The following is a 14,228-nucleotide window of genomic DNA, read 5'->3' as shown; positions in this document are numbered from 1 at the left end:
CAACCGTCACGCGGACCGTGATCTACCCGAGCCGGGCGGCATCCCACGCGCTGTCGATGTGGCTCCCGAAGTCCACATCCCCGGCGACCTCGACGAGGGCGGCCGCGACAATGGACGCCGGCGCCCGGTCCAGCACCACGAGTCCGATCGCCGGCCGGGGACCGTGCTGAACCATCGGCCGGGCGGCGAAACCCGTCGGCACACCGAGCTGCGGCAGCCACGCCGTGGACGCGATGGTCGCGCGACGCGAATGCGCAAGGTGGGCATAGAGCGCATCGACCGACGCCGCCTCCACGACGGGGCGGTACTGGACTCCCTCGGCGGCCATGTTGGCGTCCAGGATGCGCCGATTACGCATCGTGGTCGTCAGCACACACAGCTCCAGCGCCGCCGCGTCCGACCAGGCCACTTCCGGTTCGCCCATCAACCGGCTGTCGGCCGGGGCCACCAGGACGTACTGCTCGCGGTACAGCTCGACCGACCGCGTCCCCGGCGGCGCTTCGTCATCGAGGTAGGTCAATCCGGCGTCGATTTCGAAATCGGCGAGCTGGCGCGCGATCTCCCGGGAGGACAGCGCCTCGATGCGCACCGAGGCGGCCGGGTTGCGGCGCAGGAACTCGGTGGTGATGAAGGGGCTGGCGGGAACCGCGGTGGGGATGGCGCCCAGCCGGGCGGTGACCGTCAGCCGGCCCCGCATGCGTTCCAGATCGGCGAGCATCTCATCGCGTTCGGCGATGATGCGCTGCGCCCAGGTGACGACGCGGCGCCCTTCTTCGGTGAACCCCTCGAAGCGGTGCCCGCGTTGCACGATGACGATGCCGAGATCCTTCTCCAGCCGGCGGATCGCGACCGACAGCGTCGGTTGGCTGACATGACAGCGCGCGGCGGCCCGGCCGAAGTGTCGTTCGGCCGCGAGCGCCAGCAGGTAGTCCAGGTGCTGGAGGAGGACGTCACTTGCCATCAATAGACACCGTCTATCACTGCATGTGAAATGGCAAATATGGGCCGCCGCGGATTGGCGCTCTCGTCGGCCGCCGAGGGTTAGCCTGGAAAATATGACCAAGGATGTCGATGCGAGCTATGACGAGCGCGATGTCACCGTCACCGGGGCGAAGCACGAGGCGGCCGGGGTCAAGGCGGTCCTGGTCAGTTTGCGGCGCGGCCTCGCCGAGATGGGTCCGGTACGCACCGCCGCCACGCTGGCGAGACTGAATCAGCGGCACGGCTTCGACTGCCCGGGCTGCGCCTGGCCCGAAGAGCACGGCGGCCGCAAGCTGGCCGAGTTCTGCGAGAACGGCGCGAAGGCGGTCGCCGAGGAAGCCACCAAGCGCACAGTCACCACCGACTTCTTCGCCCGCCACTCGGTCGCGGAACTGTCCGAGAAGCCCGAGTACTGGTTGTCCCAGCAGGGCCGGCTCACCCACCCGATGGTGCTGCGCCCCGGGGCCACCCACTACGAACCCATCGACTGGGACGGCGCCTACCGGCTGATCGCCGATCACCTCAACGATCTGGCCTCCCCCGACGAAGCGCTGTTCTACACCTCCGGGCGCACCAGCAACGAGGCCGCCTTCCTGTACCAGCTGCTGGTCCGCAGCTTCGGCACCAATAACCTGCCGGACTGCTCGAACATGTGCCACGAATCCTCGGGCACCGCGCTCATCGACTCCATCGGTATCGGCAAGGGCTCGGTGACCGTCGACGATGTGGTGCACGCCGACGTGATCCTGATCGCCGGGCAGAACCCGGGCACCAACCATCCGCGCATGCTGTCGACGCTGGAGAAAGCGAAGGCCAACGGCGCCACCGTCATCGCGGTCAACCCGCTGCCCGAGGCCGGGCTGATCCGGTTCAAGGATCCGCAGAAGGTGAACGGCGTGATCGGCGACGGCATCCCGATCGCCGACGAGTTCGTGCAGATCCGGATCGGCGGCGACATGGCGCTGTTCGCCGGGCTGGGCCGGTTGCTGTTCGAAGCCGAGGACCGCGCGCCCGGCACGGTGGTCGACCGGCTCTTCGTCGACGCGCACTGCGCGGGGTTCGACGAATACGAACGCCAGACCCGCGCCGTCGATCTGGACACCGCGCTCGAGGCGACCGGCATCGACGAGGGTCAGCTGCGCCGCGTCGCCGACATCCTGATCCGCTCCGAGCGGACGGTGATCTGCTGGGCGATGGGCCTGACCCAGCACCGGCACGCGGTCGCCACCATCGGCGAGGCCACCAATCTGCTGTTGATGCGCGGCATGATCGGCAAGCCGGGTGCCGGGGTGTGCCCGGTGCGCGGTCACTCCAATGTGCAGGGTGACCGCACCATGGGCATCTGGGAGAAGATGCCGGAAGAATTTCTGGCCGCACTGGATTCGCGTTTCGGTATCACCAGCCCCCGCAAGCACGGCCACGACACCGTCGACGCCATCCGGGCCATGCGCGACGGGCACGCCAGGACCTTCATCGGGATGGGCGGTAACTTCGTCTCGGCCACCCCCGACACCGAGGTCACCGAGGCCGGGCTGCGCAACTGCGCACTCACGGTGCAGATCTCGACGAAGCTCAATCGCAGCCATCTGGTGCACGGCAGGACCGCGCTGATCCTGCCGACCCTGGGCCGCACCGACCGCGACATCCAGGCATCCGGCAAGCAGTTGGTGTCGGTGGAGGATTCGATGTCCATGGTGCACCTGTCCCGCGGCAGCCTGACCCCGGCCAGCGATCAGCTGCGCAGCGAGGTGGCCATCGTCTGCCAGCTGGCCCGTGCCTTGCTGGGCCCCGATCACCCCGTCGACTGGGAGGCGTTCAACGCCGACTACGACCGCATCCGCGACGCCATCGCCGACGTGGTGCCGGGCTGCACCGACTACAACATCCGGGTGCGCCGGCCCGATGGATTCCAGCTCCCCCACCCGCCCCGGGATTCCCGCGAATTCCACACCGCCACCGGTAAAGCCAATTTCTCGGTGTGCCCGCTGGAGTGGGTTCCGGTGCCCGAAAGGCGGCTGATCCTGCAGACCCTGCGCAGCCACGACCAGTACAACACCACCATCTACGGCCTCGACGACCGCTACCGCGGCGTCAAGGGCGGACGCCGGGTGGTGTTCGTCAACCCCGACGATATCGCCGCGCTCGGGCTGAAAGACGGTGACCGCGTGGACCTGATATCGGAGTTCGGCGGCGAGGAACGCCGGGCAAAGGACTTCCGGGTGGTCGCCTACGCCACCCCGGCCGGCAACGCCGCGGCCTACTACCCGGAGACCAATCCGCTGGTGCCGTTGGATCACGTTGCGGCGCGGTCGAACACGCCAGTGTCCAAGGCCGTGGTGATCCGGCTGGAAGCGGTCGCCCGGGCGAGCGAAGCGACGGGAGATCGACATGGGTAGGGTGACCGCGCGCCGCCGCGTGCAGCATGTGACCGCCGCCGACGCGGTCGCCCGGCCAGAGACGCTGGCCGTGGAGGAACCGTTGGAGATCCGCGTCAACGGCAAGCCGCTGACCGTCACGATGCGCACCCCCGGATCCGATGTCGAACTGGCCCAGGGATTCCTGCTCACCGAGGGACTGGTATCCCGGCGCGAGGACATCGCCGCCGTGCAGTACTGCAACGGCGCCGGGCCGGACGGCCTGAACACCTACAACGTGCTCGATGTGACGCTGGCACAGGGTGTCCCGGCACCCGATGTCGATGTGACCCGCAATTTCTACACGACCTCCTCGTGCGGGGTGTGCGGCAAGGCCTCGCTGGACGCGGTGCGGCTGAGCAGCAAGCACGCGCCGGGCGACGATCCCGTCATCGTGGACGCCGACATGCTCTCCGCGCTGCCCGATAAGCTGCGCGACCGGCAGAAGGTGTTCGCGGCCACCGGCGGCCTGCACGGCGCCGCCCTGTTCGACGCGCGTGGCACCGCACTGGTGGTGCGCGAGGACATCGGCAGGCACAACGCCGTCGACAAGGTCATCGGCTGGGCGCTGGAATCCGGCCGGGTACCACTGACCGGCACCGTGCTGCTGGTCAGCGGCCGAGCATCGTTCGAGCTGACGCAGAAGGCGGTGATGGCCGGCATCCCCCTGCTGGCGGCGGTTTCCGCACCGTCCTCACTGGCGGTGGATCTGGCCGCCCAGTCCGGTCTGACCCTGGTGGCGTTCCTGCGCGGCGACTCGATGAACATCTACACCCGGCCCGACCGGGTCCGGAACCAACCCCGAATCTCCACGCTTTCTCCATAGAACCTCCAAGTGCGGACACCCGCTGATCAACCAGCATCGTCCGCATGCCGAAGATCCTGATCGCCTCCTGCCCGCCCGTCGGACACATCGCCCCGCTGCTGAATGTCGCACGCGGTCTGGTCGCCCGCGGTGACAGCGTCACCGTCCTCACCAGCGCACGGCACGCCGACAAGATCCGTGCCACCGGCGCCGAACCACGCCCGTTGCCGCTGGCCGCCGACTACGACGATTCGGCGTTCGACGCAGAGCTGCCGGGGCGCGCGGCGACCTCCGGCATCGCGCGGATCAACTTCGATGTGGAGAACGTCTTCGTGCGTCCGCTCCCGCATCAGTTCAACGCGCTTCGGGAGCTGCTGGCGGACAACGAGTATGACGCCGTCCTGACCGATGCGTTCTTCCTGGGCACCCTACCGCTGCTGCTCGACGACACCGTGGCACGTCCGCCCATCCTCAGCTACACCACCACCCCGCTGTTCCTCACGAGCAGGGATACCGCGCCGGGCGGCCCCGGCATCGCCCCGATGCCCGGCGCCCTGGGACGGCTGCGCAACCGTCTGCTCACCGGAGTCGTCCAGAACGTGTTGCTGCGACCCGCACACCGTGCGGCGAACCGGATGCTCGCCGCACTGGGACTGCCGCCGCTGCCGGTGTTCATCCTGGACTGCGGGGTGCTCGCCGACCGGGTGATCGTGCCGACCATCCCCGAATTCGAGTACCACCGCAGCGATCTGCCCGCCCACGTGCGGTTCGTCGGCGCGGTCAGCCCGCTGCCCAACGATGATTTCACCGCACCGCCGTGGTGGGATGTGCTGCGCAGCGGACGGCCCGTCGTGCACGTCACGCAGGGCACCGTCGACAACGCCGACCTGAGCCGGCTGATCGAACCCACCATCGAGGCACTGGCCGGCGAGGACCTCACCGTCATCGTCACCACCGGCGGCCGACCGCTCGCCCAGATCGGGATACCACTGCCGTCCAACACCTTTGCCGCCGAGTACTTGCCGCACGATGTGCTGCTGCCCATGGTGGACGTCATGGTGACCAACGGCGGCTACGGGGCCGTGCAGCGCGCCCTGTCCGATGGGGTGCCGATGGTGGTCGCGGGCCACACCGAGGACAAACCGGAGGTGGCCGCACGCGTCGAGTATTTCGGCGCCGGAATCAATCTGCGTACCGGCACCCCCACCCCCGCCCAGGTGCGGCGCGCTGTCCTGGACATCCTGGGCAACGTCACCTACCGCGAGAACACCCGCCGCCTGCAGGACGCGTACGCCGAGCGCGACGGCGTCACCGAGATCGCCGCTGTGCTCGACGAGGTGATCGCCGGACGTCAGCTCACCTCGTCGAAATAGACGAAATGGCTGTCCTCCCGCGGGGGAGAACAGCCATGTCGTCGATCTGAAGCGTGACCTATGCGGTCTTGTCGCGGCGCTCGTTGCGCGGGGGCTTGCGGGGCACGATCGTCGGGAGCACGTTGTCCTGCACGGTCTCCTTGGTGACGACCACCTTGGCGACGTCATCGCGGCTGGGGATGTCGTACATCGCCGGCTGCAGGACCTCTTCCATGATGGCGCGCAGGCCACGGGCACCGGTGCCGCGATGGATGGCCTGATCGGCGATCGCGTCCAGGGCCTCCGGCGTCAACTCCAGCTCGACGCCGTCCATCTCGAACAACCTGGTGTACTGCTTGACCAGGGCGTTCTTCGGCTTCGACAGGATCTGAACCAGCGACTCCTTGTCCAGGTTGGTCACCGAGGCGACCACCGGCAGACGGCCGATGAACTCAGGGATCAGACCGAACTTGATCAGATCCTCGGGCATGACCTCGGCGAAGTGGTCCTGGGTGTCGATCTCGGCCTTGGACTTCACCTCGGCGCCGAAGCCCAGGCCCCGTTTGCCGACGCGGTCCGAAACGATGCGTTCCAGGCCGGCGAACGCACCGGCCACGATGAACAGCACGTTCGTGGTGTCGATCTGGATGAACTCCTGGTGCGGATGCTTGCGCCCACCCTGCGGCGGCACCGACGCCTGGGTACCTTCCAGGATCTTGAGCAGCGCCTGCTGCACGCCCTCACCGGAAACGTCGCGGGTGATCGACGGGTTCTCGCTCTTGCGGGCGATCTTGTCRACCTCGTCGATGTAGATGATGCCGGTCTCGGCGCGCTTGACGTCGTAGTCGGCGGCCTGGATCAGCTTGAGCAGAATGTTCTCGACATCTTCGCCCACATAGCCGGCCTCGGTGAGCGCGGTGGCATCGGCAATGGCGAACGGAACGTTGAGCATCTTGGCCAGCGTCTGGGCCAGGTAGGTCTTGCCACAGCCGGTCGGGCCGAGCATCAGGATGTTGGACTTGGCCAGCTCAACAGGCTCGACACGCGAATCGCGGCTCTTTTCCTGGGCCTGGATGCGCTTGTAATGGTTGTAGACGGCGACCGCGAGCGTCTTCTTCGCGGTGTCCTGCCCGATCACATAGCCTTCGAGGAACTCGCGGATCTCGGCGGGCTTGGGGAGTTCGTCCAGCTTGACGTCATCAGCGTCAGCCAGCTCCTCCTCGATGATCTCGTTGCACAGATCGATGCACTCGTCGCAGATGTAGACACCAGGCCCCGCGATGAGCTTTTTGACCTGCTTCTGGCTCTTCCCACAGAATGAGCACTTCAGCAGGTCACCGCCGTCTCCGATGCGAGCCATGTGGGGGGGTCCTACTTCCTGTTCGCTGTCACTCAAATGTGGGTTGCCCCGGGTGTAAACCCGACGCTACCCGTTCGTTCCGTCACGGTGCGACCGAAGGGCCGAATCGCGTCGGTGGTATTTGTTCGCGTGCAGGAGAACATATCTCTCCTGGTGGCCTGCCACCCGGCGGCACGCGGTCCGTGTCCCTGGCGTGTCGTCGTCGTGACGAGATTGCGGTCTAAAGCACCTGGTCCGATCCATGTACACCGGCTTCCACAGTACCTGGCGGTTTCAGACGGCGACGGCGGCATTTTGAGGCAGACGCCCCATGTGCGGGGCGGTGCCGCCGGGCAGCGTGAACTCCATGAAAATCACTCCGCTCGCGGTCGCGACCGCGGTACTCGATCACCCCGTCCTGCCCGCCGGCGACGACGAACGTTTCGTCGGTTTCGGCGTCATGGGCTTCCCGTTTGCCAGCGGCCACTATCTGGCCCTGCGCCACTTCCCCGCGACCACGTTCTCCCCGGGCTACCGGTCCGTCTGGCATCGCGACCCGGCCGGCACGTGGACCTTCTATGCCACGACTCCGGGCCAACAGAGTTGTGCGCGTTATTTCAGCGCGGCGACCCCCGAGGACGCGGTCCAGTGCGGTATCGACGTCGCGTGGGTCAGCCCATGGACCCTGTTCGTCACGATCGACGGACTGCTGGAGTGGACCGTCGATATCCGCGCCACGCCGATGACCCGCGCCATCAGTGCCATCGGCCGGGCTCTGCCGGAGCGAACCTGGACCAGCCGCGCGGCGCTCGGTCTCATCGGTACGGCTGCGGGCGCCGTCCTGCGCGCGGGGACGATCCACCTGGCCGGCACCGCCCCCAACGGGCAGCAGTTCATGATCGCTCCGCGTCAGGTGTGGCTGGCCTCCGGGCGTGCGTCGCTGCGCGGTGTGGATCTCGGCGCGCCCGGCCCGTTGCACCGGCAGGCCGAACTCGCCGACTTCCGGCCGCCGCAGCGCGGCATCTTCGTGGTCGGCTCCGGGCACTTCGAGACCTATGACCCCGCGGTGCACCGCAGCGCATAATCAGCCGATGGCCCCACCGCCGGCCGAAACACCCACCCGCGCCGAACTGCTGGCTGCGCTGTCGGTGGCCGTCGATCTCGGTCTGGGCCAGCCCGGCGAACACATGCTGCGGTCGGCGCTCATCGCGACCAGGCTGGCCGATCGTCTCGGCCTGACCGGGCCGTCGCGCGACGCCGTCTACTACACGACGCTGATCATGTGGATCGGGTGTCACGCCGACTCGCATGAATACGCACGGTGGTTCGGCGACGACATCGCCGTCCGCCACGACACCTACCAGGTCGAGGCGACGGGGTGGGAGTTTCTGCGGTTCCTGCTGCACAACATCGCCAGGGGCGAACCGCTGGCCCGGCGGCTGAACGTGCTGGCCGCGTTGTTCGTCGATGCGCGCGGCCAACTGTCCCGAATGATCCACTCGCACTGCACTTCCGCGGCGCTGCTCGCCGACCGGATGGGGCTGGGACCCGAGGTGCAGGCCGCGCTGGCCTTCGCCTTCGAGCGGTACGACGGCGGCGGCATGCCCGCCGGCGCGGGCGGGGATGCCATCCCGATCCAGATGCGGATCGCTCAACTGGCCGATCTGGTGGAGGTACACCACCGCACCGGCGGGGTGGCCCGCGCGGTGGCGCTGGCCACCACCCGGCGCGGCGGACAGTTCGACCCGCGGGTGGTCGAGGCGTTTGTGCGGGACGCGGACGCGATCCTGGCCGGGCCCACGACCGGAGACGTGTGGACGGCTGCGCTGCACGAGGCGCCCGACCGTCACGAACGCCTCGACGACGACGGGCTGGACGCCATGCTGGTAGCTCTCGGCGATTTCGTGGATCTGAAATGCCCTTTCACCCTTGGCCATTCGCGAGCGGTGGCACAACTGGCCGGTGATGGCGCCGCGGCGGCGGGCCTGGACGCGGACACGATCGCGCTGACCCGACGCGCCGGTCACGTCCACGATCTGGGCCGGATCGGGGTGTCGAATCAGATCTGGTCCAAGCCGGGACCGTTGAGCGCCGGCGAGTTCGAGCGGGTGCGCCTGCATCCCTATCTGACGGTGCGGATCCTCAGCCAGGTGCCCGGCCTGCAGCAGGTGGCCCAGATCGCCGGTAACCATCATGAATGCGTGGACGGCTCCGGGTACCCACGGGGGTTGCCCGGCTCGGCGCTCGGCCTTCCGGACCGGATACTGGCCGCCGCGGTCAGCTATCAGTCTGCTTGCGAGCCAAGGCCTTACCGGCCCGAACATACGCCGCAGACGGCGATGCGCCGGCTGCACGACCGGGTGGCAGCCGGCGAGCTCGACGCGACCGCGGTCGAGGCGGTGCTGCAGGCCGCCGGTCACCGGTCCCGGCGCGCGCCGCTGCGGCCGGACGGACTGACCCCACGCGAGGTCGACGTGCTGCGGATGGTGGCCCGCGGCGCGTCGAACAAAGAGATCGCTTCGGCGCTGGTGATCAGCGAGAAGACCGCGCGTAATCACGTCGAGCGCACGTACGCCAAGATCGGTGCCTCCAACCGCATCGGGGCCAGCATGTACGCGTTGCGGCACGGACTGGTCGAGGCCTGACCTCGCGAAGTGGGGCAAACGCCCCACGCGGGTAAGCGCTCGGGTGTAGACGATCAGGTTATGAGCAATTCGACGAACAAGGCAGCGATCAGCCTGACCACCGGCCTGGAGGACGCCGAACGCGTCACCATCGCCTTCCTGATGGCGGTCGGCGCGGCCGAATCCGGCCGCCCGACAATGATGTTCCTGACCAAGGAGGCGGTGCGGCTGGTGGTCCCGGGTGTCGCAGTGGGCACCGCCTGCGACGGATGCCCGCCGCTGACCGGGTTGATCGAACGCTACGAGAAGGCTGGTGGGCGATATCTGGTCTGCCCCATCTGCATCGACTCCAAGAAGCTGGACTCGAAGAGCTTCATCGCCGGGGCAGAACCCGGTGGCACCGTGCAGTTGTGGGAGTGGATCGGCGACGGGGCCACCACCTTCAGCTACTGATCGGCTAGCGCGGTCCCAGTCCCCCGGGCCCGACCGGGCCGGGCCCCACCGGTCCTGGGCACACCGGTTCGTCGGCCAGGCTGACCGCCGGCGCGGCGATCTGGATGAACAGCCCGGCAGAGAACATGCACGCGCCAGCCATCGCGCGGTGTCTGTTGGTCATGGTCGTCTCCCTCGGAGTTTCCCGACGGACCAAGAGTCCCACGGGCCCCGTCTCGGTGAGACAGCTTTGACGCGAGCGGCAATATTGGCGGCGACGACGCACTCGACTGAAATATGAGTGTCGTCCTACTCACCTCACCCTGATCGACGCGTCCGACAATGTCGGTTTCCGAGCGTCACATCAGGGAAGGAACGACGATGATCCAGCCCGCGCGATCCGTCCGCAGTGCCGGTGGCGCTGCGTTGTGTACATGCTTGGTGGCGTCGACCCTCGTCGCGGCACCCGTCCTGGCGAGCCCACCGCCGACCGCTGCGCCCGCGGTCGAACTCACCGCGTCGACCACACCGTTCGACGTGACGGTGCCTGAACTCATCGAGCAGATCGATCGATTCGCGACACTCGTCGAACCGCTCACCCCGGACACCAAACCCTCGGCATCACAAGACATTGCCGCGGCGGCGGTACCCCTGCTGTCGGCCGCCAGCGGCACTCCGATCGCGAACGGCGTCGGCCAGATTGCTGCCACGATCCTGCGCGGCGTCGTCGGGCTACTGGCGCCCTTCGTCAGAATTCCCGCGCTCACACCACTCGTGGGCGGCGCGATTCTGGCCATCACCTTCGTGGGCGGAATCGCTGTCGCGGCCATTTACGGGGTGATCGCGCAGATCGAAGGGGTGATCGGTGCGGTCATCGGAACCATCGCGGCAGCCCTGGGCGGCATCGTCGGCTTACCTGCCACGTTGAGCGGAGCCGCCACGGCCGGCACCCTTGCCGGGCCTGCACCTGTGCTCCGCACCGCAGTCACGTTCGTCGATCCGGAGCAGACGGACCCCGATCCTGTCGGTACCGCCGATTCGGCCCGCACGAACGAGCGCAACGACACCGAGCAGGACCGTACCGAGGTGCAGACCTTTGACGAGCCGGAAGCACCCGGCGTCGGCGACCCGCTCGAGACCATCACCGACCCGGAGACGACGGTGCTCACCGCGCCCGAGGGTGCGGAACCCGCATTCGATCCTGACGAACTGCTATCCGACGAGCCTGAGGCCGAGGTCGACCAGCACGAACTGACTTCTGATCCGTCGTCACAGCATGACGAGGAAGAGACCGGTGCGGACCCGGCACCGGCGTCACCGTCCGGGGATTCAGACCCGGCTAACGACGGGGACGACGCCCCGGCGTCCGACGAGACCTGACACAGCACTCGACCCCGGCTCGCGAAGGCGAACCGGGGTCGAGTGTGTGTAAAAGGTGACTACGCGTTCTGCGCCGAGAGCTTCCGGTAGGCCAGGACCGTGTCGATGATCCCGTACTCCTTGGCTTCCGCGGCGGTGAGGATCTTGTCGCGGTCGGTGTCCTTGCGGACCTGCGCGGGATCCTTGCCGGTGTGGCGGGCCAGAGTGGCGTCCATCAGGCTGCGCATGCGCTCGATCTCGGCGGCCTGGATCTCCAGATCCGAGACCTGCCCCTGGATGGYGCCGCCCACGGCGGGCTGATGGATCAGCACACGCGCGTTCGGCAGAGCCAGGCGCTTGCCCGGGGTACCGGCGGCCAGCAGCACCGCGGCGGCCGACGCGGCCTGCCCGAGGCAGACGGTCTGGATGTCGGCACGCACGTACTGCATGGTGTCGTAGATCGCCATCAGCGAGGTGAACGATCCACCCGGCGAGTTGATGTACATGGTGATGTCGCGGTCGGGATCCAGCGACTCAAGGACCAGCAGCTGGGCCATGATGTCGTTGGCCGAGGCATCGTCGACCTGCACACCGAGGAAGATGATGCGTTCCTCGAACAGCTTGTTGTACGGGTTGGATTCCTTGACGCCGAAGCTGGAGTGCTCGATGAACGACGGCAAGATGTAGCGCGATTGCATCGGGTTCATTTGATTCCTGCTCCTGGTCCCTCACCGTTGACGCTGACGCTCGTGATGATGTGGTCGACAAAACCGTATTCCAGCGCCGCCGGAGCGGTGAACCAGCGGTCGCGATCCGCGTCGGCTTCCACCCGCTCCAGGGTCTGACCGGTGAACTCGGCGTTGAGCCGGTTCATTTCCTTCTTGGTCAACGCGAACTGCTCGGCCTGGATGGCGATATCGGCAGCGCTACCGCCGATACCTGCCGACGGCTGGTGCATCATGATCCGCGCGTGCGGCAAGGCGTACCGCTTGCCCCTGGTGCCGGCGGCGAGCAGGAACTGACCCATCGACGCGGCCAGACCCATCGCGTAGGTGGCCACATCGCACGGCGCCAACACCATGGTGTCGTAAATCGCCATGCCGGCGGTCACCGATCCACCCGGTGAGTTGATGTAGAGGTGGATGTCCTTGGTGGGGTCCTCGGCGGCCAGCAGCAGAATCTGCGCGCACAGCCGGTTGGCGATGTCGTCATCGACCTGGGTTCCCAGGAAGATGATGCGCTCGGCGAGCAACCGCTCATACACCGAGTCGATGAGGTTGAGCCCCGACGCGCCCGATCGCATCTCAGTCACGACTGAATACCTGCTTTCTCGTCTACGTACACACGAACACTAACCAACCGGCGCGATCGTGCACTCCCTGAAACGCGCGCTTTCGCTCACAGCGTCACGCGCGCGGCGTCACTCCGCGCTGTCGGCGTCGTCGGCCTCGGCCTTCTTCTCGGCCTTCTTCTTGGCCTTCTTTTCCGCCTTCTTCGCCTTCTTCTCGGCGTCGTCGTCGGCATCGGCGTCGGCGTCATCGGCCTCGACCTCGGCCGGAGCCTCGGCGGCATCCTCAGCCTCGGCGCCACCGGCCGGACCGAAGAACTCGGCAGTGTCGATGACATTGCCGTCGGTGTCGGTGACGGTCGCGCTGTGCACCACCGCGGCGATGGTCAGGCCGCGGCGCACATCGGCGAACATGGCCGGCAGCTGGTTGTTCTGCTGCAGCACCTGCAGCAGCTGCTGCGGCTCGATGCCGTACTGGCGCGACATCAGCACCAGACGCTCGGTCAGGTCCTCCTGGCCGACCTGGATGTCCAGCTTGTCGGCGACGGCGTCCATCAGCAGCTGCGTTTTGACGGCCTTCTCGGCGTTGCTCTGGTTGTCGGCGTCGAACTCTTCACGGCTGCTGCCCTGCTCGGTCAGCTGCTCGTTGAACTTGTCCTCGTCGTGGTCGAGGCCGTGGATCGCGTTGTGCAGGGTGTCGTCGACCTGGGCCTTGACGATCGCCTCGGGCAGTGGCACCTCGACGTCCTCGAGCAGCACCTCGAGCGCCTTGTCGCGGATCTGCTCGGCCTGCTGGATGCGCTTGACCCGACGGACCTGCTCGACGAGGCTTTCCTTCAGCTCGTCGATGGTGTCGAATTCGCTTGCCAGCTGCGCGAACTCATCGTCGGCCTCGGGCAGCTCGCGCTCCTTGACCGACTTCACGGTGACGGTGACCTCGGCCTCTTTACCGGCGTGCTCGCCGGCGGCCAGGGTGGTGGTGAAGGTCTTGCTCTCGTCGACCTTGAGGCCGACGATCGCCTCGTCGAGGCCCTCGATGAGCTGGCCGGAGCCGATCTCGTGGGACAGGCCTTCGGTGGCGGCCTCGGGCACGTCCTCGCCGTCGACGGTGGCCGACAGGTCGATGGAGACGAAGTCGCCCTCGGCGGCGGGGCGCTCGACGCCGGTCAGGGTGCCGAAGCGGGCGCGCAGGTTCTGCAGCTCGGTGTCGACCTCGTCATCGCCGACCTCGATCGGATCGACGGAGATCTTCAGCGCGCTCAGGTCGGGCAGGTCGATCTCGGGACGGATGTCCACCTCGGCGGTGAAGACCAGTTCCTCGTTGTCCTCGAGCTTGGTGACCTCGATCTCGGGCTGGCCGAGGGGCTGCAGTTCGGCGGCGCTGACGGCCTCGCTGTAGCGACTGGGCAGCGCGTCGTTCACGACCTGCTCCAGGACGGCGCCGCGGCCGATGCGTGCTTCCAGCAGCTTGCGCGGGGCCTTGCCGGGACGGAAGCCGGGCAGCCGGACCTGGGTGGCCATCTGCTTGAACGCGCGATCGAAGTCGGGCTCCAACTCGGTGAAGGGCACCTCCACGTTGATCCGAACCCGAGTCGGGCTCAACTTCTCGACGGTGCTCTTCACTGCGTTACTCC

General features: G+C 67.4%; 13 protein-coding genes. 7 read left to right on the top strand and 6 right to left on the bottom strand.

Annotated elements, in window-relative coordinates; genetic code table 11:
• Positions 1-22: 22 nt before the first annotated feature.
• A complete protein-coding gene (locus AC1DTF_RS03470; RefSeq protein WP_477473039.1) occupies positions 23-961 on the bottom strand; it encodes a LysR family transcriptional regulator in 939 nt (312 codons plus the stop codon).
• A gap of 94 nt (positions 962-1,055) precedes the next feature.
• On the opposite strand from AC1DTF_RS03470, the gene AC1DTF_RS03465 reads away from it, so the two are divergent.
• The 3 genes from AC1DTF_RS03465 to AC1DTF_RS03455 are packed head-to-tail and all read left to right on the top strand — an operon-like array spanning position 1,056 to position 5,573.
• A complete protein-coding gene (locus tag AC1DTF_RS03465; RefSeq protein WP_477473038.1) occupies positions 1,056-3,377 on the top strand; it encodes an FdhF/YdeP family oxidoreductase in 2,322 nt (773 codons plus the stop codon).
• Positions 3,370-4,221, top strand: coding sequence for a formate dehydrogenase accessory sulfurtransferase FdhD (gene fdhD / locus AC1DTF_RS03460; protein ID WP_057169560.1), 852 nt, complete (start codon positions 3,370-3,372; stop codon positions 4,219-4,221). The genes AC1DTF_RS03465 and fdhD overlap by 8 nt, the downstream gene beginning before the upstream one ends.
• A gap of 44 nt (positions 4,222-4,265) precedes the next feature.
• Positions 4,266-5,573 (top strand): glycosyltransferase, encoded by a 1,308-nt coding sequence (locus AC1DTF_RS03455; protein WP_477473037.1) that lies wholly within the window; start codon positions 4,266-4,268, stop codon positions 5,571-5,573.
• 58 nt (positions 5,574-5,631) lie between these two features.
• On the opposite strand, the gene clpX is transcribed toward AC1DTF_RS03455, so the two are convergent.
• On the bottom strand, positions 5,632-6,912 hold the full coding sequence (gene clpX / locus AC1DTF_RS03450) for an ATP-dependent Clp protease ATP-binding subunit ClpX (protein WP_057169558.1): 1,281 nt from the start codon (positions 6,910-6,912) through the stop codon (positions 5,632-5,634).
• A gap of 346 nt (positions 6,913-7,258) precedes the next feature.
• Between clpX and AC1DTF_RS03445 the strand changes: the two genes are divergently transcribed.
• The 3 genes from AC1DTF_RS03445 to AC1DTF_RS03435 are packed head-to-tail and all read left to right on the top strand — an operon-like array spanning position 7,259 to position 9,968.
• A complete protein-coding gene (locus AC1DTF_RS03445; protein WP_477473036.1) occupies positions 7,259-7,975 on the top strand; it encodes a hypothetical protein in 717 nt (238 codons plus the stop codon).
• 7 nt (positions 7,976-7,982) lie between these two features.
• Positions 7,983-9,536 (top strand): HD domain-containing phosphohydrolase, encoded by a 1,554-nt coding sequence (locus AC1DTF_RS03440; RefSeq protein ID WP_477473035.1) that lies wholly within the window; start codon positions 7,983-7,985, stop codon positions 9,534-9,536.
• Positions 9,537-9,596: 60 nt separating this feature from the next.
• Positions 9,597-9,968, top strand: a complete 372-nt coding sequence (locus tag AC1DTF_RS03435; protein ID WP_057169557.1) for a DsrE family protein — start codon at positions 9,597-9,599, stop codon at positions 9,966-9,968.
• A gap of 4 nt (positions 9,969-9,972) precedes the next feature.
• On the opposite strand, the gene AC1DTF_RS03430 is transcribed toward AC1DTF_RS03435, so the two are convergent.
• Entirely contained in the window at positions 9,973-10,131 is a 159-nt protein-coding gene (locus tag AC1DTF_RS03430) for a hypothetical protein (RefSeq protein WP_200962243.1), read from the bottom strand.
• A 257-nt stretch (positions 10,132-10,388) separates the two neighbouring features.
• Here AC1DTF_RS03430 and AC1DTF_RS03425 point away from each other — a divergent pair, with 257 nt between their 5' ends.
• Entirely contained in the window at positions 10,389-11,327 is a 939-nt protein-coding gene (locus tag AC1DTF_RS03425) for a hypothetical protein (protein WP_477473034.1), read from the top strand.
• Positions 11,328-11,386: 59 nt separating this feature from the next.
• Here the strand turns inward: AC1DTF_RS03425 and AC1DTF_RS03420 are convergent, their stop codons facing one another.
• The 3 genes from AC1DTF_RS03420 to tig all read right to left on the bottom strand — a co-directional run bounded on the left by AC1DTF_RS03420 (position 11,387) and on the right by tig (position 14,217).
• A complete protein-coding gene (locus AC1DTF_RS03420; RefSeq protein ID WP_477473033.1) occupies positions 11,387-12,004 on the bottom strand; it encodes an ATP-dependent Clp protease proteolytic subunit in 618 nt (205 codons plus the stop codon).
• A gap of 5 nt (positions 12,005-12,009) precedes the next feature.
• Complete coding sequence (locus tag AC1DTF_RS03415) at positions 12,010-12,609, bottom strand: ATP-dependent Clp protease proteolytic subunit (protein WP_057169554.1); 600 nt, start codon at positions 12,607-12,609, stop codon at positions 12,010-12,012.
• Between the two features lie 117 nt (positions 12,610-12,726).
• The gene (tig, locus tag AC1DTF_RS03410; RefSeq protein WP_477473032.1) at positions 12,727-14,217 is read right to left on the bottom strand and encodes a trigger factor; all 1,491 of its coding nucleotides are present in this window, start codon (positions 14,215-14,217) and stop codon (positions 12,727-12,729) included.
• Positions 14,218-14,228 lie beyond the last annotated feature (11 nt).

This window comes from Mycobacterium sp. P4_H6 (genome assembly GCF_056400845.1).
The sequence above is the reverse complement of the archived record's forward strand: the minus strand, read 5'-3'. Positions and strand labels throughout refer to the sequence as shown.

Coding starts and splice junctions, on each gene's coding strand:
- AC1DTF_RS03470 (WP_477473039.1), bottom strand. CDS start 961: ATGGCAAGTGACGTCCTCCTCCAGCACCTGGACTACCTGCTGGCGCTC.
- AC1DTF_RS03465 (WP_477473038.1), top strand. CDS start 1,056: ATGACCAAGGATGTCGATGCGAGCTATGACGAGCGCGATGTCACCGTC.
- fdhD (WP_057169560.1), top strand. CDS start 3,370: ATGGGTAGGGTGACCGCGCGCCGCCGCGTGCAGCATGTGACCGCCGCC.
- AC1DTF_RS03455 (WP_477473037.1), top strand. CDS start 4,266: ATGCCGAAGATCCTGATCGCCTCCTGCCCGCCCGTCGGACACATCGCC.
- AC1DTF_RS03445 (WP_477473036.1), top strand. CDS start 7,259: ATGAAAATCACTCCGCTCGCGGTCGCGACCGCGGTACTCGATCACCCC.
- AC1DTF_RS03440 (WP_477473035.1), top strand. CDS start 7,983: ATGGCCCCACCGCCGGCCGAAACACCCACCCGCGCCGAACTGCTGGCT.
- AC1DTF_RS03435 (WP_057169557.1), top strand. CDS start 9,597: ATGAGCAATTCGACGAACAAGGCAGCGATCAGCCTGACCACCGGCCTG.
- AC1DTF_RS03430 (WP_200962243.1), bottom strand. CDS start 10,131: ATGACCAACAGACACCGCGCGATGGCTGGCGCGTGCATGTTCTCTGCC.
- AC1DTF_RS03415 (WP_057169554.1), bottom strand. CDS start 12,609: ATGCGATCGGGCGCGTCGGGGCTCAACCTCATCGACTCGGTGTATGAG.